We start from the raw sequence: 20,965 nt of genomic DNA, 5'->3' as shown, positions 1-20,965 counted from the left end.
TGTTTCTGTTTACTGCTGACCGGCCAGGTGGGCTCGCCACCCCCCCAATGCCGTAATCTCCTCGGCCCCCTCCAGTCCGTAGGGCTCACAGATAAATCCACTGACGCTGGAGCCATCGCTCAATCGCACTTTACCGATCCCCAAAGGCGCCGGAATACCCGCCACGAAACTGCCAAACTCCGCAGTGGAAACAGACCATATTTCCACTTCAATGGCGCCTCCCTGCTGCTCATCCAGCACCAGTCCGGGACGATGGGGCGGGCCCCCGGCCAACGCATACATGCGGTAGACTGGCGCGGTTGTCGTCTTCTGCTTCAACCGCGCGCCGCGCTCAGTCAACTGCCAGTTCAGCGGCAGCCCTTCCAGGTGAGCCCCACAAACCAGCACGTCGATCCGCTCGGGATTATCCACCGGCTGGTTATTCATCACCGTCTCACAGGGTGCTTCGTTCTCAACGCCCAGCGGTAACTTCAGCCCCTGTTGGATACGATTTGCGATCGACAGCAGGGCCCGATCGCTGAAGTGATTACCGACTAACGTGATACCAAAGGGGAGATCCGCGTCCGTAAACGCCGTGGGCACCGCCACCGATGTCATATCGAGCAGGTTCATAAAATTGGTGTAGTAGCCAAGCTGGGAGTTATAAAGGATCGGCTCCTCATGCAGTTCATCGACCGTGAACAGCCGCCCGGCGGTAGGGGTCAGAAGGCAATCCAGCCCCTCCATCTGCTTCAGGCACTTCAGCCTCAGCGCCTCTAACCGGTACTGAGCCTTGAACAGGTCCGTGGCGCGAGGTTTGCCCCCCGGCTCGATGATCGCCCGGACCACCGGATGAATCACCTCAGGATTGTCATCAATCAGCGGCTGGCAGGCGATGTAGCGCTCCGATACCCAGGGCCCCTCATAGAGTAACAGGGCCGCCTCATTAAAGGGTTCGTAGTCGATCTCCACAAATTCAAACCCCAGACCACTCAGCTTTTTAAGCGTTCCCCGGTAGGCGCTTTCGTAGGCCTGATCACCGAAAAACTTCAGCTGATCGTCCGGAATAATCCCAACGCTTAACCGGCCGTCCCGGTACCCGTATTGACGGCTTTGATTCGAGTATGGATTGGCACGACTGTAACCATCACGTTCATCAAATCCTTCTGCACACGCCAGTGCGGTGTTTGCGTCATCCGCCGTCAAGGCAAAGATACTGATGCAATCCAGGCTGCGACAGGCGGGTACCAAGCCCGTGCTGGACAACAGGCCTCGAGTGGGCTTCAAACCAACCAGGTTGTTGAAGCAGGCGGGCACCCGGCCTGAACCGGCGGTATCGGTCCCCAGGCTGAAGCTCGCAAGCCCCAAGGCGACCGATACCGCCGACCCTGCGCTGGAACCGCCACTGATGTACTGGGGGTCAAAGGCGTTACGACCGGGGCCGAAGGGCGAGCGCGTACCGTTCAAACCGGTGGCAAACTGGTCCAGATTGGTCTTGCCCACCGGGATGGCGCCCGCATCAATCAGTTGCTGAACAACCTGCGCATTCTCGGTCGGCGTATAGGCAAATTCAGGACAGCCGGCCGTGGTGGGTATACCGGCCAGGTCGATATTATCCTTGATCGCGAAGGGCACACCCCAGAGCGGATGACTGTCCAGCGACTTTTCGGCAAGCGCGTCCAGGTAAGGCTGCAGCTCAGTCTCAGTCAGCTGGTGGATCCAGATATTACGGTCACTGTACTGAGTCGAGCGCTCACGGATCTGCGCCATCAACTGAGCCGGTGTCAGCTCGCCCGCCCGGTAGGCGGCACGCAGCCGCGCAATGGTCATACTGTTGCTCATCGTTATCTCCTTAAACCTGCTCTTCCAACACCGACTCTTCGATAATGATCAGTGCCTGACCTGCATTTACACGATTTCCCGCACTGAGCAGCAGTCGGCTGACCACGCCGGCGCAAGGCGCATGAATCGGGATTTCCATCTTCATCGACTCCAGGATCATCAATACCTGCCCGGCCTCCACGGTGTCGCCCGGATTCACCTCCGTCTGCCAGACACTGCCCGATACCGGGCTGTCCACCACCGTGGCATCCTCAGGCCAATCGACACCCTCATCAGCCGTCTCGGGCTCCTCGGATTCGAAGTTGAACTGGCCATTGGCGTGCCAGCGAGCCAGCTCCTCTTCGAACGCCTGGTTGCGCCTGGCCTTGAAGGTTTCTATATCGGTGGCGTGATCGCCAATAAACTGCTCATACTCGGCCAGGGAGAAAGTAGACTGCTCGATCTTCAGCGAGTAGCGCCCCTGGGGGAAATCACGCCGAATCCTTTGCAGCTCCTCGTGGCTGACCTCGTAGAAGCGGATCTGATCAAAAAAGCGCAGTAACCAGGGGTTCTCGAACTCAGCGGTCTTGCGATAGCGGTTCCACATCTGCAGCGTACGCCCCACAAACTGATACCCGCCCGGGCCCTCCATGCCATAGACACAGAGGTAGGAGCCGCCAATACCGACCGAGTTTTCCGCTGTCCAGGTGCGGGCCGGGTTGTACTTGGTGGTGACCAGGCGGTGGCGCGGATCGATGGGCGTGGCCACCGGCGCACCGAGATAGACATCTCCCAGCCCCATCACCAGGTAGGACGCATCGAACACCACCTGCTTCACCTCATCGATGCTTTCCAGACCGTTGATGCGTCTAATAAATTCCAGGTTACTCGGGCTCCAGGGCGCATTCTTGCGCACCGACTGATCGTATTTTTCGATCGCTAACCGACAGGCCACGTCATCCCAGGACAACGGAATATGAACGATGCGAGAAGGCACGCTCAATTCAGTCAGTTGCTCGGCCAGCGATTTCTCGGCGGCCTCCAGATGGGCCAGCAGCTCGGCATGGCCAAGTGTTTGCGAATCGAAATGGATCTGCAGAGAACGGATACCGGGTGTCAGCTCCCGCAGCCCTTCGACAGGATTCTTCTGCAGCCACTGCATCAACGCGTGGGCACGAAAGCGCAGCCGGATATCCAGCGCCTGCTCGCCATACTCCACCAGCAGAAAATGATCGCCTGCCGCCCGGTAGACGATCTCATCGCCAAAGCGCGAGGCATCCAGAGTTTTAAGAATGGGAGTCACCGGCTCAACCGGCTGCCACTGCACCGGCTGTTCGGAGAGCGCAGCGATCTGTGCTGTCTGCGCCTGCTCCAGCGCGACGGCCTGATCAATGGATACAGGCACAAAACGCACCCTATCCCCGGCCCGCAACTGGCCGAGCTTCCAGAGATCCGCCGTAATCACCGTTGCCGGGCAGACAAAGCCGCCCAATGAAGGTCCGTCCGGCCCCAGGATCACCGGCATGTCACCGGTAAAATCCACAGTTCCGAAGGCGTAGGCATTATCGTGGATATTGGAGGGATGCAGCCCGGCCTCCCCGCCATCCTTGCGCGCCCATTGCGGCTTGGGCCCGATCAGACGGACACCGGTTCGGCTGGAGTTGTAGTGGATCTCCCAGTCGGTGGCGAAGAAGGTGTGGATATCTTCATCGGTGAAGAAATCGGGCGCCCCGTGGGGACCATAGATAACACGCAGCTCCCAAGCGTTAACCACCTCGGGTTTTAGCGCCTCCGGCAGTGACTGTTGTTGCACCGGCGTCGCCGAAGGATCCAGCTTCAGCACGTCACCGGCGCGCAATGCACGACCGTTATGGCCACCAAACTGTCCCAGCGTAAAGGTGGACCTGGAGCCCAGGTAATCAGGGCACTGGAAGCCGCCGTTCACTGCCAGATAGGCGCGTGCTCCGGCCTCCTTGATCCGGCCGAGACTCAGTTGCTGACCCGCTTTCACCTGGACCACCTGCCAAAGCGCCAGCGGCTGATCACCCCGATTTTCATCGATAAGGCGCGCCTCGATATCCGCACCGGTGATCACTATCTGGGTATCGCTGGCGAAACTCAGCACCGGCCCCTGCAGCGTGATTTCCAGCGCCGCGGCATCCTCTGGATTATCCAGCAGCCGGTTCGCCAGACGCAGGGCGTAGTTATCGAAGGCGCCCGATGGTGGCACGCCCACATCCCAGTACCCCCGGCGTCCGGGATAATCCTGGATCGTGGTTTGGGTACCGCCCTGAATGACGTCGATACGCGCCGGTTGATAGGCAAAGCTGTTCAGATAGCGCGTGGTCACTTCACCGCGTGCCAGCACCCTGTCCTGGCTGAGCGCGCGCAGGTAACCCAGGTTGGTTTCGCTGCCGTAAAGTTCGGTGGCATCCAAGGTTTCCTGAAGCTTCGCCAACGCAGCCGGGCGATCATCGGCATGAACGATGACCTTGGCGAGCATCGGATCGAAGAACGGGGGTACATCAATACCGGACTCAATCCAGTGATCAATGCGGATGCCCTCTCCCTGTGGAAACTCGACCTTGGTCAGCAAACCCGCACTGGGCTGGAAGTTACGAAACGGATCTTCAGCGTAAAGCCGTACCTGGATCGCATGACCGTTCGGTGACAGCGATGCGCGCTTGTGATCCAGGTACAGCGGCTCGCCCGCCGCCTGACGCAGCATCCACTCCACCAGGTCCACGCCATAGACCTCTTCGGTGACACCATGCTCCACCTGCAGGCGGGTATTCACTTCGAGAAAGTAAAACGCATCGGTATCGGCATCGTAGATAAACTCCACGGTACCGGCGTTGCGATAGCAGACGCTGGCGAGCAGTTTCTCGGCCGTGGAATGCAGCTCGGTACGCACCGCATCGGTGAGATTGGGCGCCGGGCACTCTTCCACCACTTTCTGGTTACGACGCTGGCTTGAGCAGTCGCGCTCACCGAGCGCCAGCGCCCCGCCCTGACCGTCACCGAATACCTGCACCTCGATATGACGGGCCCGCTGGATGAACTTTTCCAGAAACACACCATCGTCGGCGAAGTTGTTGGCACCCAGGCGCTTTACACTGTCGAAGGCGCCAGCGAGCTCATCCTCAGAGTGGCATAACTGCATACCGATACCGCCACCGCCCGCCGTGCTCTTGAGCATCACCGGATAACCGATCCGCCCGGCTTCCGACTTGGCAGCAGCCAGATCGGTGAGCAGCTCAGACCCCGGCAGCAGGGGCACCTTGGCTTGTTGGGCCAACTCACGGGCACGGTGTTTCAGACCAAACGCCTGCATCTGCTCCGCGGTTGGGCCAACAAAGGCGATACCGGCCTGCTCGCAGCGACCTACGAAGGTGGCGTTTTCGCTCAGGAAGCCATATCCGGGATGGATCGCCTGAGCACCCGACTCTGTGGCAATCGCCAGCAGCCGGTCCATATTCAGGTAGGTATCGGCAGCTCTACCCTCGCCCAGGCAGTAGGCTTCATCCGCCAGACGCACATGCAGGCTGTCGGCATCGCAGTCGGCATACACAGCCACCGAGCCGATTCCCAGGTGCTTGAGGGTGCGGATAATACGGGTTGCTATGGCGCCGCGATTGGCAATCAGGACTTTGCTAAACATAGTTTCAACCTGACACGGGTCGTCCCGTTTCGTTTTTTACGACAGTGGTCGTCCACTGAAGGTAAAAAGTCAGCTGAGAACCGTCAGGGTTCACATCAGTTATCCCAAACCAGTAGTTCAACCGGTGTCGGGTTATAACCATTACAGGGATTATTCAGCTGCGGGCAGTTGGAGATCAGCACCACTACATCCATCTTCGCGGTGAGTTCCACGTATTTGCCGGGTGCAGAGATGCCGTCCTCGAAGGTAAGCCCCCCGGCTTCTGTCACCGGGACATTCATGAAGAAGTTGATGTTGTGCGCGATATCCCGCTTCTCGATGCCGTACTCCGGGTGCTCGGCGATCGCCAGCATCCAGCTGTCACGGCAGGCGTGCATGCAGCGCTTTTCAAGATCGTAACGGACGGTGTTGCTCTCGGTGGCGCAGGCGCCCCCGAGGGTGTCGTGTCGGCCGCAGGTATCGGCGACAATCTCCAGCATCGGGTTATTCTCGTTGGAGCGCAGCACCGAGCCGGTGGTCAGATACACGTTACCCTGCTCACGAATGGTATCCATGGCACTGTAGCGCTCACTGGGATCAGCGGCACTGTAGAACAGCGTATCGGCGGCCTGGTTACCTTCGAGATCGAGAATACGCAGGGTCTGCCCTGCCTTGACGATACCGATGTAATAGTCGCCGGCATCAATGGTTGTCCGGGAAGCCGCCTGCTCCGGCTGGCGTGTACTTTCGGTCAGCATGGCGCTCTCCTTATTTGCCCAGATGATAGAGGGCGTTGTTCTGGAAGCCGCGCCGGTTCTCCGGGCGGAAGTTCAGGCAGTAATCATCGTCGGTCACCGGCTCCGCCTCACCCAGTTCCACTTTCACCGGTTTGCGCGGGTACTGATCAGAGGTATTGAGCGGATGCGGACAGGTATGCAGCAGCACCAATGTATCCATCTCAAAACGCAGGGTGACCTGGCTTCCGGGCGCGCTGTGCGCCTGCTCCAGCGCCATATTGCCTTCGGCATCGGTGGCAACCTTGCTGAACCAGTTGATATTGGCCGCCATATCCGCGCGAGTGAGGCCATACTTCGCCAGCTCAACCAGAAAGGCGTCATACCCGTTCTGGTGCCAGTCGTTACGATCCCCCTGATAATCGCGTTTACCCCAGCGCGCCGCGACCTGATCGGCGTGGCTGTTGCCGCAGACACTCTCATGCCAGCCCAGGCTGTCCTCGACAATGGACGCAAAGATGCGCCCCATATCGGAGTAAAGGCAGTGACCGCGTGTCAGCTTGAAGGTGTGCTGACACTTCAGCGTATCCGGCGCGTTGTAGCGCTCGAGCAGATTTTCCGGGTTATAGAACAGCATGCCCACATTGGCACCGCCGTCGATATCGGTCAGACGCATCAGCGTGCCTTTGCGCAGCCGCAGCGACCAGTGCCCGCCGGGGGCGATCTCGGTTTCGTATTTGATCTCGTTCATCTCTCGTTTCCTTCCAACCTCGATTAGACGGCTTTGACCACCGGTCTCAGGTTGTCGTCGATCTCTTCGTAAGTGGCGTGATCCAGCGCCCCCACCGGCAGGTCATAGGTGATGCTGGCCCCATACGCGTTAGGTGCCTGAGGGTCCTGACGCAGTTTGTCGAATACCCAGAGTCGGGTTCCCAGGTAGAAGCCCTCTTTCAGGTCATGGGTGACCATGAACACGGTAAGTTTGTGCTGCTGCCAGAGGTTCAGTACCAGCTCGTGCATATCGGCACGAATGCCGGGGTCCAGTGCGCCGAACGGCTCATCAAGCAAAAGAATCCGTGGCTTGCCGAGCAGTGCCTGGGCGATCGCCAGACGCTGTTTCATGCCGCCGGAGAGTTCATGAGGGTATTTGCTCAAGGCCTGGGTCAGACCCACCTGCTCCAGAATGGCGCAAGCCTCCTCTTTAGCCTCACGCTTCGCTGCGCCAAACAGGTAACCGGTCAGCCCCTTGCGAGCGAAGGCTTTCGCTGCCATCACGTTTTCCAGCACGGTCATATGAGGAAATACCGAGTATTGCTGGAACACGATGCCGCGATCGGGCCCCGGCTCATCCGGGATCGGCTGACCGTCTAGCAACAGCTCACCACTGGACGGGGACTCGGTGCCCAATAGCATCTTCAGAAAGGTGCTTTTACCGCAGCCGGAGGTGCCGACCATGGTGACAAACTCCCCCTCGGCCACTGTCATGTTGATCCGTTCCAGCACCACGTTGTCGCCATAGCGTTTCCACAGGTTTCTGGCTTCGATCATCAGCGGCCTCCTTGTACGTTCCAGGGGTAAAGTCGGCGACTTACCCAGGCAAGGGCGATATCCAGCAGGAACGCCAGCAGCGTGATCCAGGCCACGTAGGGCAGGATCACATCCATCGACAGGTAACGGCGCACCAGGAAGATGCGATAACCCAGACCATCGGTGGAGGCGATCGCCTCAGCGGCGATCAGGAACAGCCAGCCGGCACCCAGTGACAGGCGCACGGCATCGATCAGCTTGGGCATCAGCTGGGGCAGTACCACCCGGATCAGAATCTGCAGTGTACTGGCGCCCAGCGTCTGGGCTTTCACTAGCTGCTCGGTTGGAATCTCTTCGGTGCGGCGCTGAATATCGCGGGCGATAAACGGTGTAATGCCGATGGCGATCAGCACCACCTTGGACAGCTCACCGAGGCCGAACACGATAAACAGGATCGGCAGCAACGCCAGCGGCGGTACCAGTGAAACCACTGTCAGCAACGGCGAAATTCCGGCGCGGATCATCGGTAATGCGCCGGTAACCATCCCCAGCAGCAGACCGACCACCGCCGCGATGGCCACCCCCAGCCCCAGCCGGGTCAGACTGCTACCGGTATCGGCCCAGAACAGGTACTCCCCGGTGCGCTTGCTGGGCTCGAACGCCATTCGGTGGATCGCATCACCCATCTGAGTAAAGCTGGGCAGCAGCTTGTCATTGGGGTTCAGCTCCAGCCGTGCATCGGAGCCGGCCATGTAGACCAGCAGGATCAGCACAAAAGGCAACAGCCCCAGTGACATCCGCAATACCGAACCCGGCGTTTTGTTGATCATGCGTGTCATGAAAGATCCCTGCGGGGGCGTGTGCCCCCGTATCGGTTCTTCTGATGATTAGAGTTCGCCGTCGGCAGCCATCTGCATATAGGTCGGATCAAAACGCAGCTTGATGTTGCTCTCGCTGCCGTAGACCCCGGCCGGGGTTTCAATGCCGATAAAGCCGGCGTCCGGCGCACCCTCACCGAGCAAGCCGTGATCGAAGGAGAATTCCGCAACGTTTTGCATGGTCTCCATCAACTGCTCACTGTTGGTCAGTGCCAGTGCGGACTGAGGGGTGTAGAACATTTCAGTGCTGGCCAGCTGGGCATCGTAACCGGCCAGATCGGTGCCGGACGCCTGAGCCATGTAAGTACGGGCCGCTTGGGCATCGGCGCCTTCACCGCTCATCGTAGCCATGATCTCGTACCAGGCGCCGGTCAACGCTTTGCCGAGTTTCGGGTTTTCCGCGAGGGTATCGGTGTTAACAACCAACAGGTCGATGATCTCACCGGGGATCTGGGAGGAGTCGAATACCTTATGCGAGTCCGGCATGGCGGTGATTTCGCTCAGCAGCGGGTTCCAGGTGGTCACCGCCGTCACATCGTCAGTGCCGTAAACAGCAACCATGTCGGCATCGGAGGTGTTAACCACTTGAACATCGGCCTCAGACATCCCGACGGTTTCCAGACCACGCGCCAGCAGATAGTGGGAAACACTGAGTTCTACCAGGTTAACGTTTTGGCCTTTGATATCCGCCAGAGAGTCTTTGCCCTTGAGGACAACACCATCATTACCGTTGGAGAAGTCACCAACAATAAGTGCGGTGCTGTCCACGCCACCAGCCGCGGGAATAGTCAGTGCATCCATATTGGTCATGGTGCAGGCATCAAAGCCACCGGCGGTGTACTGGTTGATCGATTCCACGTAGTCGTTAATCTGGACCACGTCGATGTTGATATCGTACTTGTCGGCCCACTTCTGCACGATCCCCTCTTCGGCACCATAGGCCCAGGGCATCCAGCCGACATAGATCGACCAGCAGATCTTGAAATCGTCTTTTGCGAACGTGGGAGAGGAAAGAAGGGCTGTGGAAAGTGCCAGTGCTGCGGCTTTTTTGCTAGAAAGCTTCATGTGTGTGACCTCTTCAGCTTCGGTTCCCGAATGCGTTTATGGATTAACGGTTGCTACGGAGTACTCTTGGCCAATACGCCAAACAAGTCTCCCGGGCTTTTGTCCCGCCGTGTAACCCATCGCCGAGCAAAAGCTGCTCCAGCTGAGAGGTCGAGTGCTCTCGGACCAGTCGTCATGCCTGAAACAGTTGCATGACCGGAACCCTAGCGCTCTATTTCCAAATTGTAGTTAGCCGTATCGCCAAGAGTACGGTTACCAAAGACGATACAAGTATCGGGCCACCTTTTGTCGTGGCGTTACTGGCTTACCCCTTATCTAAAATAAATTAACCTTAATTTCAGTGAGTTACATCTTCGACCCAAGAGAGAGCAACGCGCCCGAAATAACGATTGCCGCTCATCCTCCATCAATCGAGAACATCACAGAACGCACGAAAAAAGTGCACGAGCGCACCAGTCAAGGGCGATACAACACGACAGATCGGCGTCAAATGGCACCGATTTCACGCATCTGATGCTCCATCCACTGGGTAGATTGACTGTGAAGTTCATCCACACTGGCATTATCACCGGGTATCGCCGGACCCACTCTGACCTGGACGGTACCGGGGAACTTCAGGAACGATTTACCGGGCCAGTAGAGGCCCGCGTTATGCACCAATGGAACGATCGGCACCGCAGCACGGGCGGCCAACATCGCGCCCCCCTTGTTCATCCGCCCCAACTCACCGACAGGCACCCGAGTTCCCTGCGGAAAAATCAGTACAGGTAACCCCTCTTTCAGACGCGCTGTTCCCTGCTCCAGGAGCTGTTTAAGTGCCCCCCTTCGTGCGGAACGATCCAGTGCGATGGGTTTGAGCAAGGCAAGCGCCCAGCCAAAGAAAGGAATCTTGAGCAGCTCTTTTTTCAGCACCACCACTTGGGGCCGCACCAGCAACTGCAGGTAGAGCGTTTCCCATTCACTCTGATGGTTGGCCACTACCACATAAGCGCCCTCTTTCGGCAGATTTTCCCGCCCCTGAACCTCAACACGTACGCCGCAGCAGATGCGCAGCCAGGCGATGTAAAAGTAGTTGATACTACTGAGCACCGCGAAACGCGGTCGAAACGGGAGCAAGGGCCCGACAATCAAGCAGAAAAGCGCATACACAATGGTCACCGGATAAAACCCGGCGTAGTAACAGGCCGAACGTATAGCCGGCAGAATCCTGGATCCCTGGCTCAACTCAACCTCCGGTCACTGGTGGAAAAAACGCTACTTCATCGCTGTCATTGAGAGGCTGCTCTGGCCCACACATCTCCTGATTCACAGCGCTCAGCAACCGATCCTGCCCAAGTACCTTACACCAGGGCTCTCCACGCTCACGGCAGAGCCAGTCCGACAGTTGCCCGACCGTACCTACCCCCTGCGGGAGGGGCAGCTGTTCCTCACCGACTCCCAGAGCTTCTCTTACGCTGGCGAAATAGACCAGTTTCATTCCTCACCCCGCTGCCAGGATCCGCTTTTTCCGCCCCGCTTCTCCCGCAGGCGAACACCCTCTATTTCCATCCACCGATCCACCGCCTTGCACATATCGTAGATCGTCAGCGCGGCCACCGAGGCGGCCGTCAGTGCTTCCATCTCGACCCCGGTCTGGCCACTGACACGACAGCTGGCCAGTATATCGATGCAGTTTTCATCGGTATTGGGCGTTAACTCCACCCGGATGCCGGTCAGCATAAGTGGATGACACAACGGGATTAATTCATGAGTCCGTTTAGCGGCCTGTATACCGGCAATACGCGCAACAGTGAGTACATCACCCTTTTTATGCCCGCCCTCGATCACCAGTTTCAGGGTTTCAGGAAGCATACGAACGCGCCCTTCCGCCACGGCTTCCCGACTTGTAGCCGGCTTTTCCGACACATCAACCATGGCCGCGCGACCGCTTTCATCCAGGTGTGTCAGTCGACTCATACCTCCCCCTGCGCCCGGCGCTGATTGAAGACCGGATTGGCGTACATCTGCTTCATAATTTCGCGTTCAGGTCCTTCTGATACGCGCTCCAGATGTGAGTTGAAACGAGCGAGATCTGCATCGGCAACCGTTTCTCCAGCAGCAGCCAAATTGGATGGATGCAAGTGATAGTTGAGATAGATCTGGCGATCGATCTCCAGCGCCAGCTGTTCCGGGGTTTCGAAGTCCCCCTTTAGCGGCGTACCGAACGCCACATGCACATGCCCTTTATCCCCGGTGATCCCTTTGACGATACTGTCGATATCCTCGAATTCCGCCTTCTGATAGATGCCCCCACTGGCTTTGGCCGCCAGTTCCTTAGCTTTATTCGCATCACAGGGGTCATATTCGTAGGAGATCGATACCGGCACAATATTCAGCCGCTCAACCGCCTCGGAGAAACTGCGCTGTTTGCGCTGCGACATGTAAAACATCTTTAACAGCGCAGGATCGGTGCGGTCGTTACCATCCTTTGCTCGTCCCTCACGCTGAGCGATCCAGATTGAATGACCACTCTGAATGCTGTGGTCGATGTAGGCGGAGAGCTGATTGAGCGCCGTCATCATCTCACGCCCCCGGGCTGAACGATTGACGATAAAACTCTTGTTCAAACGCATCAGGTCCGAGATGTAAGGCTTGCGCAGCAGGTTATCGCCAATCGCTATACGCACCGTACTCATACCGTACTGGTAGCGAACCCAGTTGACGAAGGCCGGATCCATGGCGATATCCCGATGATTGGAAACAAAGAGATATGCCTCCTCCTCATCGAGTTGCTCAATTCCGGAGCAGGTCAGACGGGTGGTGGTGCGAGAGATCATCTTCGCCATGTAGTTCGCCACCAGCTTCTGAAAATCGTGCACGTCTGACACGTCGCCAATGCGGGCAGCCAACAGGATACGCACGATGGGACGCACAACCCATCCCGCCCATTCCGACAGGCGCGGAAACTGGTAGTGGGTAATGGCACGCACGAATTCGTCGTTATATATCAGGCCGGTCAGAATCTCCCCAACCTCATCATCCCGATAGGGACGAATCGCCTGATAGGGATCGTTCACCAGATCTAGTTCACTCATGCGCCGACAGCAACCTCGAACTTCGCGTCAAAAGGGCGCATATTTTAGCCAACTATTTACCACTTTTCATGTTCAACTGCGGATTCATCGCAACAGACTGCTTAACGGGTAGAAATCAAGCAGCGTTCCCTCTGCCACGACACGACCACCGGGAATCAGCGCCAGGCCATTACTGTGCAGTAACGCCGAGAGCATCCCGGAGCTCTGATTGGCATACGGGTGGATGACACCCTCAGAGTCACAATACACACGCAGATACTCATCCCGGGTGATCGCCTTGGTACGGGAAAAGCCGGACTTTGCCGGTACCGAGAACGCAGCGGGCACCTCGGCACCCTGCAGTTTCTTCAGACAGGGCAACGCAAGCAGCGCGAACGTGATCAAGGCTCCGCCGGGATTGCCGGGCAGACCGAACAGCGGTACGCCGTTAATCTCACCGGCGGCGAAGGGCTTGCCCGGTTTGATATTGATTCGCCAGAGCCGCAGCTGCCCCAATTGCTCGATAGCGGCCCGAACATGATCCTCCTCCCCCACCGAGACGCCCCCGGTGGTCAAAATCACATCCGCCTCATCAGACGCCCGTTGTAAAGCGGCTTCAGTCGCCTCCCGGGTATCCGCTACAGAACCGATCTCGACCAGCTCCATACCCTGTTCGCGAATCAACGCCTGCAGTAGATACCGGTTGGAGTTATAGATCTGGCCCGGTGCCAGTGGTTGCCCCGGTTCGACCAGCTCATCACCGGTGGACAAAACAGCGACCCTGAGCGGCCGGTAGACGCAAACCTCGGTAATCCCGATGGAAGCGAGCACACCCAGCGCCACCGGGTCGAGCCGCCGTCCGGCAGCAATAACCTCCTGCTCCCGGCTGATATCCTGCCCCCGCGGTCGTATGTTCTGACCGGGACGGATACCCTCCGGTAAAACCACGGCATCGCCATCCTCGGTCACTTGCTCCTGCATCACCACAGCATCGGCGCCGGGCGGTATCTCAGCCCCGGTGAAAATACGTGCGGCGGTCCCTGGAGCCAGAGGCCGGGTCTGTGCACCGGCGGCTATCCGCTGGCTGAGCGGCAACCGGGTTGGAGCCGCGTCCTCAAGATCTGACGTGCGCAACGCATAGCCATCCATCGCGCTGTTATCCGCTGGCGGCACATCGATCTGAGAGCGTATCGGCTCGGCCAGCACCCGGCCCAAGGCGTCCGCCAGCGGGCAAACCCATGTCTCACGGGTCGGTATGCAGAGCTCCAGAAGCGCTTCTCGGGCACTCTCCAGCGGGATCAGCCCCGGCTGTTCGCAACTCATGACAGCGCTCGCCTCTCGTCCCGGGCACGCATCAGTGTATCGACAAAATTACAGGGCCGATGACGACTGTCCAGCTGCTCCGAAATGATCGAGTCCCACCCTGTTCGGCAGGCGCCGGTGGAGCCCGGCAGACAAAAAATCAGGGTTCCATTGGCCAAACCGGCCAATGCCCGCGATTGCACTGTGGAGCTACCGATCTCCTGCCAGGAAACGTGACGGAATAGCTCGCCAAAGCCCTCGACCTGCTTATCCAGCAACGGGGCGATCGCTTCCGGCGTCGAGTCGCGGTGGGAAAAGCCCGTACCGCCGGTCAGCAGGACCACCTGAATCTCCGGATCGGCGATCCAGACTGACACCTGCGCCCGCAGACGGTAGACATCATCTTTGACAATACAGCGAGCAGCCAACTGGTGTCCGGCGTTTTTCAGACGCTCAACCAGCACATCTCCCGACGTGTCATTCTCGGAGGTTCGGGTGTCCGATACGGTCAGTACCGCAATACTGAGTGGAATAAACTCTTTTTCCGTCACGTGAGCCATCTGCTCTCCTCAACTCGACTCAACACTCAAACCGGGGATATCAGCCGCCGGTCATGTTCATAAAGCGTAGAATCTGGGGTTCCTGGTCCAGATCAAACTCGTGCTTCTCCGGTTTAATCTCCATCGCGTCCACCAATGCCTGGTCCAGCTTGCCCGCATCGCCGGGATAGCGGCGCAGAACATCGCGCAGATCCACCGAATGCTCGTTCCCCAGGCAGAGCAACAGGCGCCCCTCAACGGTCACTCGCACGCGATTGCATTCACTGCAGAAATTGTGGCTGTGAGGGGAGATAAAACCGACCCGGGACGCTGAATCCGCCATGCGAAAATAACGCGAAGGCCCACCGGTGTTCTCAGTACTCTCGACCAGCGGATAGCGGCTACTGATCAGCTCTCGCAGTTCATCACTGGAACAAAAACTTTCGGCACGGCCATGTTCCACGATCTGACCCAGCGGCATCTCTTCGATAAAGCTGATATCGAGTCCGCCGCGCCGGGCAAACTCCACCAGATCGAGCACCTCATCTTCGTTGCGCCCCTTGAGTACAACGGTGTTAAGCTTAATCCGCTCAAAACCGGCCTGCCGCGCCGCTTCGATCCCATCCAGCACTTTTTCCAGCCGCCCGGTGCGAGTCAATTCATGAAAGCGTTCAGGGTTGAGAGAGTCGAGACTGATATTGACGCGTTTGACACCGGCCTTGACCAGTGCGTCGGCATGAACAGGCAGTTGAGAGCCGTTGGTGGTTAATACCAATTCCACAGGAAGCTGGCCCAGGCGTTCAATCAGCGTCATCACGTCACGCCGGACCAGCGGTTCACCGCCGGTCAGACGGATTTTGCGAACACCTCGCCTCACAAAAGCCGCAGCCACGTCGTAAAGCTCCTCCAACGAGAGCACTTCCGCACGGGGCAAAAATTCCATCTTCTCCGCCATGCAGTAGACACAACGAAAATCGCAGCGATCGGTCACCGAAAGCCGCAGGTAGGTGACCTGTCGACCGAAGCGGTCAATCAATGGATCGGTATTCAGGGTACGGTCGCTCATGGCTCTCTCCGGCGCAGCCACCGTGACTCGAGTTGACTTCCAGTCCCGGTTTCACGCATGGTTTGCAACACTCCCCCGCTCCTTAGAGGTTGTCGTGATGTTATACACCACGCTAAAACACATTCATCTGTTGACGGTCGCTGTAACAATTCTGCTCTTTCTATTCCGAGCCGCGCTGATGCTATGGTGGCCCAACCAGCTGCGCAAACGCTGGATTCGAGTCGTCCCCCACATCAACGACACTGTCTTGCTGGCCAGTGCTATCGGCCTGATGCTGACCATTGGCCAGTACCCGCTGGTCAACCACTGGCTCACGGCCAAGCTGATGGCACTTCTCGCTTATATTCTGCTGGGCAGCCTGGCACTGCACCGTGGCCGCAGCCGGCGGATACGCTTGCTGAGCCTGGTCGGCGCTTTAGTCAGCCTGGGCTACCTGCTTGCCGTCGCCCGGACCCACTCTCCCACGCTCGGCCTGTTCTGAACGCTCTTCATACAGAGCGCGCACCAACTGCTGAAGCTCGGTACGCCAGGGCCGCTGCCGGATACCAAAGGTATTGAGCAGCTTCTTACATTTGAGTACAGAGGATGCCGGACGTTCCGCTGCTTCAGGCAAATCACGGGATGACACCGGCACCAGCTCCACCACAGCAAGCTCCTCATATTGGCGAGCTGCGGCCAGAATCGCTTCACTGAAACCGTAACGCGTTGTCGCCTCCGCGCCACAGTAATGATAGGTTCCCCAAGCCTCGGCTCCGCTGGCCACCTGTTTCAGTATAGCAACCAGAACCCGAGCCACATCGCCTGCCGAGGTGGGACAGCCACGACGATCATCCACGGCCAACACCCGCTTTTCACGGCGTGCCTGATCCAGCAGACGTAACAGGAAGTTGGTACCGTGTTCGCTGAAAATCCAGCTCACACGCAGAATGATGTGATGGGGGAGCAGGCGACGAATATGCTCCTCTCCCTGCCACTTGCTGTCACCATAAACGCCTAACGGAGCGACCTCGTCCGACTCGCTGTAGCCACTGGCATAGTGGCCATCGAATACATAGTCCGAAGACAGATGGATAAGGATAATGCCGAGTTCCGCGCAAACCTCGGCCAGCCCTCGAACCGCTTCCGAATTCACGGCATAAGCCTGGCCGGGATCACTCTCAGCCGGATCCACACGGTTGAAGCCGGCACAGTTAACCACCACGTCAGGCAGTTCCTCCGCCAGCTCCCGCTCGAGCTCCGCGCGATGGGTAATATCCAGGCTGCCTTTTGAGCGCGCAACCAAGGTAAAGCCGGGTTCCCGGGCCAGGAGCCCGGTCAGCTCCTGGCCGATCTGTCCTTCGGCTCCGGTTACCAGAACACGGGCCTGCTCTGTAAAGGTGTCCGCGACCATTGATCAGAAGGGAATATCGTCGTCAAAGGGATCCATATCCGGTGCCGGCGCAGCGGGTTGCTGAGGCGCTTGCTGCGGACGTTGCTGCTGAGGTGCAGGGGAACGTTGCTGCCCCTGTGGCTGCCCGTAGCCCATGGGGTCGGGCTGCGCATAGCCACCGCCGTCGCCACTGCGACCGTCCAGCATCTGCATTTCACTGGCTACAATCTCAGTGATGTAGCGATCCTGCCCATCCTGTCCCTGCCATTTGCGCGTACGCAGGGAGCCCTCGATATAGACCTTTGAGCCTTTGCGCAGATATTCACCGGCTATCTCAGCAAGGCGGTTAAAAAATACCACACGATGCCATTCCGTACGTTCCTGCTGCTGCCCGGTCTGCTTGTCCTTCCATGACTCACTGGTCGCGAGGTTCACGTTGGTCACCGCATTGCCCGAAGGCATATACCGCACCTCCGGATCCCCACCCAGGTTACCAATCAGAATCACTTTATTGATGCCACGCGCCATCTTAATCTCCAGTTTCGGTTGATCGGTTCACTGCCGACGAGCGCCTCCCTGAATGCTCCTCAGCCCAGTGCGTTGAGAATAACACAGCAGGACGGTTTTAGGCGCCCCGCCGGAATGCCTATAATAGACCTTTTGCGCAGTCTGGCCGGAGCATTCATGGACAAAATTCTGGTACGTGGTGCACGCACCCACAACCTGAAAAATATCGACCTGGAAATCCCCCGCGACAAGTTGATTGTTATCACCGGATTATCCGGTTCCGGCAAGTCATCCCTGGCGTTTGATACCCTCTATGCCGAGGGGCAGCGGCGTTACGTGGAGTCACTTTCCACCTACGCGCGTCAATTCCTGTCAATGATGGAAAAGCCCGATGTAGACCATATCGAGGGCCTGTCGCCGGCGATCTCCATTGAACAGAAATCCACCTCTCACAACCCGCGCTCCACCGTGGGCACCATTACCGAGATTTACGACTACCTGCGCCTGTTGTTCGCCCGCGCCGGCGAGCCGCGCTGCCCCGACCACGATCTGCCACTGGCCGCACAAACCATCAGCCAGATGGTGGACCAGGTACTGGCTCAGCCTGAGGGCAGCAAACTGATGCTACTCGCGCCCGTGGTGCAGGATCGTAAGGGTGAGCAGCTGCACACACTGGCCGACCTGCGCGCTCAAGGTTTCGTCCGTGCCAGAATCGATGGCATCGTGGTGGACCTGGATGAAGCGCCTGCACTGGAGAAAAACAAGAAACACAACATCGAGGTGGTGATTGATCGATTCAAGGTCCGCGACGATCTGCAAACCCGTCTGGCTGAATCCTTTGAGACCGCTCTGGCCCTCACCGATGGCATCGCCACCGTCGCCTGGATGGACGGCGAAGCCGAGGAGATGGTTTTTTCGTCACGCTTTGCCTGCCCGAAGTGCGGCCACAGCATCCATGAACTGGAACCCCGGATGTTCTCGTTCAACAACCCCCATGGTGCCTGTCCCAGCTGCGATGGTCTGGGTGTCCGGCAATACTTTGATCCGACCAAAGTTGTTCATGATTCGTCCCTGACCCTCTCCGAGGGTGCAATCCGTGGCTGGGACAGGCGCACCCTGTACTACTACCAGCAGTTGAAATCAGTGGGCGGGCACTACGGCTTTGACATGGACACGCCGTTCAATCAGTTGAGTGACGAGCACCGCAAGGTGATCCTGCACGGGAGCGGTAAAGTCGAAGTCCCGTTTCAGTACGTGAATGACCGCGGCACCGTGGTTACCAAGTCACACCCGTTCGAAGGCGTCATCAATAACTTCGAACGGCGCTACCGGGAGACCGAATCCGAGATGGTGCGCGAAGAGTTGGCGCGCTATCTGAATATGCAGCCCTGCCCCAGCTGCCATGGCACCCGCTTAAGACGCGATGCCCGTCATGTCTATATCGACGCGCGCACACTGCCTGACCTGGTGCGTCTGCCGATTGGCGCTGCCTATGAATATTTCGAGGGCCTGACGCTGACCGGGAAACAGGGCGAGATCGCGGAGAAAATTCTTAAGGAGATTCGCGAACGTCTCTCGTTTCTGGTGAACGTGGGCCTGGATTACCTTTCGCTGGAACGCAGTGCCGAAACCCTCTCCGGCGGTGAAGCTCAGCGCATTCGTCTCGCCAGCCAGATCGGCGCGGGACTGGTCGGTGTGATGTATATCCTTGACGAGCCCTCAATCGGCCTCCATCAGCGCGACAATGACCGCTTGCTGAAGACTCTGGAGCATCTGCGTAACCTGGGCAACACGGTGATTGTCGTCGAGCATGACGAGGATGCGATCCGGATGGCCGACTGGGTCATCGATATCGGTCCGGGCGCCGGTGTTCACGGTGGGCAGGTGATCGCAGACGGCCCGCCCGAAGCGATCATGTCTTGCTCGGCCTCCGTAACCGGTCAGTTTCTTACCGGAACCCGGGCGATCCATATCCCCACACAGAGAACACCGGTTGATTCTGACAAGCAGCTGGTTCTGAAAGGCGCTAAAGGCAACAATCTCAATGATGTAACGCTGGAACTCCCGGTCGGTTTGATGACCTGTGTAACCGGCGTATCCGGTTCGGGCAAATCCACACTGATCAACAATACGCTGTTCCCGGTCGCGGCCACTGAGCTCAATAAAGCAACCACACTGGAGGCAGCACCCTATCAATCGATCGAGGGCCTTAACCACTTCGATAAGGTGATCGATATCGATCAAAGCCCCATCGGCCGCACCCCTCGTTCAAACCCGGCGACTTACACCGGCATTTTTACCCAGATACGCGAGCTGTTTTCCGGTACCCAGGAGGCGCGTTCCCGCGGCTATAAACCCGGCCGATTCAGTTTTAACGTGAAAGGCGGACGTTGTGAGGCCTGTCAGGGGGACGGTGTTATCAAGGTAGAAATGCACTTTCTGCCGGACATCTATGTCCCCTGCGATGTCTGCAAAGGCAAGCGTTACAACCGTGAGACCCTTGAAGTTAAATACAAGGGGCTGAGCATTCATGAAGTACTGGAGCTCACGGTGGAAGATGCGCGTACTTTCTTTGACGCCATTCCGGCACTGGCGCGTCGTCTGCAGACGTTAATCGATGTTGGCCTCAGCTATATCCGTCTGGGGCAGGCCGCGACAACCCTCTCCGGGGGCGAGGCCCAACGTGTCAAGCTTGCCCGTGAGCTGTCCAAACGCGATACCGGTAAGACGTTATATATCCTGGACGAGCCGACAACCGGCTTGCACTTCCACGATATCGAACAGTTGCTGACCGTACTGAACCGACTGCGAGACCACGGCAATACCATTGTCGTAATCGAGCACAACCTGGATGTAATCAAGACTGCAGACTGGATCATCGACCTTGGACCGGAAGGCGGGAGCGGTGGCGGCCGAATCATTGCGACAGGCACCCCCGAGGCAGTGGCCAACAACGAGCACTCCCATACCGGCCGCTTCCTCAAGCCGCTCCTTAACCGTTAAGGCGCGGTTTCTACAGGCACAAAAAAACCCGGCAAAGCCGGGTTTTTTATATCTCTCTGCTGTTTCTTAGTCTTCGGCAGACTCTTCAACAACAGCCTGGCCCGGCGCACGGTCAACCAGTTCAACGTAAGCCATCGGCGCTTTATCACCGGCGCGGTATCCGCATTTCAGAATGCGGATATAACCACCCGGGCGATTCGCGTAACGCGGGCCCAGTTCGTTAAACAGTTTGCCCACAGCTTCAGGGCTGCGAGTGCGTGAGAAAGCCAGACGACGGTTTGCAACCGAGTCAGTCTTGGCCAGGGTAATCAGCGGCTCGGCAAAGCGGCGCAGTTCTTTAGCTTTTGGCAGTGTGGTCTTGATCAGCTCGTGCTCGAACAAAGACACCGCCATGTTCTTGAACATCGCTTTGCGGTGCGCACTTGTACGATTTAAGTGACGACCAGATTTACGATGGCGCATTTTCTAAATCCTTTACAACT

19 protein-coding genes and 1 riboswitch are annotated in these 20,965 nt (G+C 58.0%); of the genes, 2 read left to right on the top strand and 17 right to left on the bottom strand.

The window, feature by feature from the left end; genetic code table 11:
- Positions 1-9 precede the first annotated feature (9 nt).
- From atzF to moaA, 14 genes are all read right to left on the bottom strand, one after another.
- The gene (gene atzF, locus G403_RS0110740; RefSeq protein WP_027854003.1) at positions 10-1,821 is read right to left on the bottom strand and encodes an allophanate hydrolase; all 1,812 of its coding nucleotides are present in this window, start codon (positions 1,819-1,821) and stop codon (positions 10-12) included.
- 10 nt (positions 1,822-1,831) lie between these two features.
- A complete protein-coding gene (gene uca / locus G403_RS0110735) occupies positions 1,832-5,461 on the bottom strand; it encodes an urea carboxylase (RefSeq protein WP_027854002.1) in 3,630 nt (1,209 codons plus the stop codon).
- Positions 5,462-5,556: 95 nt separating this feature from the next.
- Complete coding sequence (locus G403_RS0110730; RefSeq protein ID WP_027854001.1) at positions 5,557-6,198, bottom strand: urea amidolyase associated protein UAAP2; 642 nt, start codon at positions 6,196-6,198, stop codon at positions 5,557-5,559.
- 10 nt (positions 6,199-6,208) lie between these two features.
- Positions 6,209-6,925, bottom strand: coding sequence for an urea amidolyase associated protein UAAP1 (locus G403_RS0110725; protein WP_027854000.1), 717 nt, complete (start codon positions 6,923-6,925; stop codon positions 6,209-6,211).
- Between the two features lie 23 nt (positions 6,926-6,948).
- Positions 6,949-7,722: an ABC transporter ATP-binding protein gene (locus G403_RS0110720; RefSeq protein ID WP_027853999.1), complete on the bottom strand. Its 774-nt coding sequence runs from the start codon at positions 7,720-7,722 to the stop codon at positions 6,949-6,951.
- Positions 7,722-8,540 (bottom strand): ABC transporter permease, encoded by an 819-nt coding sequence (locus G403_RS0110715; protein ID WP_027853998.1) that lies wholly within the window; start codon positions 8,538-8,540, stop codon positions 7,722-7,724. Before G403_RS0110715 ends, G403_RS0110720 begins: the two co-directional genes overlap by 1 nt.
- Before the next feature lie 48 nt (positions 8,541-8,588).
- Positions 8,589-9,644: a putative urea ABC transporter substrate-binding protein gene (locus G403_RS0110710; RefSeq protein WP_027853997.1), complete on the bottom strand. Its 1,056-nt coding sequence runs from the start codon at positions 9,642-9,644 to the stop codon at positions 8,589-8,591.
- Positions 9,645-9,730: 86 nt separating this feature from the next.
- Positions 9,731-9,862, bottom strand: a riboswitch (guanidine-I (ykkC/yxkD leader).
- Between the two features lie 268 nt (positions 9,863-10,130).
- A complete protein-coding gene (locus tag G403_RS0110705; protein WP_027853996.1) occupies positions 10,131-10,868 on the bottom strand; it encodes a lysophospholipid acyltransferase family protein in 738 nt (245 codons plus the stop codon).
- Between the two features lies 1 nt (position 10,869).
- Positions 10,870-11,121 carry a molybdopterin converting factor subunit 1 gene (moaD, locus tag G403_RS0110700; RefSeq protein ID WP_027853995.1) on the bottom strand — a complete coding sequence of 84 codons (252 nt, stop codon included), beginning with the start codon at positions 11,119-11,121 and terminating at the stop codon, positions 10,870-10,872.
- On the bottom strand, positions 11,118-11,600 hold the full coding sequence (gene moaC / locus G403_RS0110695) for a cyclic pyranopterin monophosphate synthase MoaC (RefSeq protein WP_027853994.1): 483 nt from the start codon (positions 11,598-11,600) through the stop codon (positions 11,118-11,120). The genes moaD and moaC overlap by 4 nt, the downstream gene beginning before the upstream one ends.
- Positions 11,597-12,718 carry a 1-acyl-sn-glycerol-3-phosphate acyltransferase gene (locus tag G403_RS0110690; protein ID WP_027853993.1) on the bottom strand — a complete coding sequence of 374 codons (1,122 nt, stop codon included), beginning with the start codon at positions 12,716-12,718 and terminating at the stop codon, positions 11,597-11,599. Before G403_RS0110690 ends, moaC begins: the two co-directional genes overlap by 4 nt.
- An 84-nt stretch (positions 12,719-12,802) precedes the next feature.
- Positions 12,803-14,020 (bottom strand): molybdopterin molybdotransferase MoeA, encoded by a 1,218-nt coding sequence (locus G403_RS0110685; RefSeq protein WP_027853992.1) that lies wholly within the window; start codon positions 14,018-14,020, stop codon positions 12,803-12,805.
- A complete protein-coding gene (moaB, locus tag G403_RS0110680) occupies positions 14,017-14,559 on the bottom strand; it encodes a molybdenum cofactor biosynthesis protein B (protein ID WP_027853991.1) in 543 nt (180 codons plus the stop codon). The genes G403_RS0110685 and moaB overlap by 4 nt, the downstream gene beginning before the upstream one ends.
- A 40-nt stretch (positions 14,560-14,599) precedes the next feature.
- Positions 14,600-15,604 carry a GTP 3',8-cyclase MoaA gene (gene moaA / locus G403_RS0110675; RefSeq protein WP_036233458.1) on the bottom strand — a complete coding sequence of 335 codons (1,005 nt, stop codon included), beginning with the start codon at positions 15,602-15,604 and terminating at the stop codon, positions 14,600-14,602.
- Positions 15,605-15,701: 97 nt separating this feature from the next.
- Between moaA and G403_RS24945 the strand changes: the two genes are divergently transcribed.
- Positions 15,702-16,085, top strand: a complete 384-nt coding sequence (locus G403_RS24945) for a SirB2 family protein (RefSeq protein ID WP_084404009.1) — start codon at positions 15,702-15,704, stop codon at positions 16,083-16,085.
- Here the strand turns inward: G403_RS24945 and rfbD are convergent.
- Entirely contained in the window at positions 16,020-16,994 is a 975-nt protein-coding gene (rfbD, locus tag G403_RS22960; protein WP_051298869.1) for a dTDP-4-dehydrorhamnose reductase, read from the bottom strand. The two genes, G403_RS24945 and rfbD, sit on opposite strands and share 66 nt — an antisense overlap.
- A gap of 3 nt (positions 16,995-16,997) precedes the next feature.
- The gene (gene ssb, locus G403_RS0110660; RefSeq protein WP_027853988.1) at positions 16,998-17,501 is read right to left on the bottom strand and encodes a single-stranded DNA-binding protein; all 504 of its coding nucleotides are present in this window, start codon (positions 17,499-17,501) and stop codon (positions 16,998-17,000) included.
- Between the two features lie 156 nt (positions 17,502-17,657).
- On the opposite strand from ssb, the gene uvrA reads away from it, so the two are divergent.
- Positions 17,658-20,483, top strand: coding sequence for an excinuclease ABC subunit UvrA (gene uvrA, locus G403_RS0110655; RefSeq protein WP_027853987.1), 2,826 nt, complete (start codon positions 17,658-17,660; stop codon positions 20,481-20,483).
- A gap of 66 nt (positions 20,484-20,549) precedes the next feature.
- Here uvrA and rplQ read toward each other — a convergent pair whose 3' ends face one another.
- The gene (gene rplQ / locus G403_RS0110650) at positions 20,550-20,945 is read right to left on the bottom strand and encodes a 50S ribosomal protein L17 (protein ID WP_027853986.1); all 396 of its coding nucleotides are present in this window, start codon (positions 20,943-20,945) and stop codon (positions 20,550-20,552) included.
- Between the last annotated feature and the right edge of the window lie 20 nt (positions 20,946-20,965).

The organism is Marinobacterium litorale DSM 23545 (genome assembly GCF_000428985.1).
GTDB lineage: Bacteria > Pseudomonadota > Gammaproteobacteria > Pseudomonadales > Balneatricaceae > Marinobacterium_D > Marinobacterium_D litorale.
This window is presented reverse-complemented; position numbering and strand designations above follow the sequence as displayed.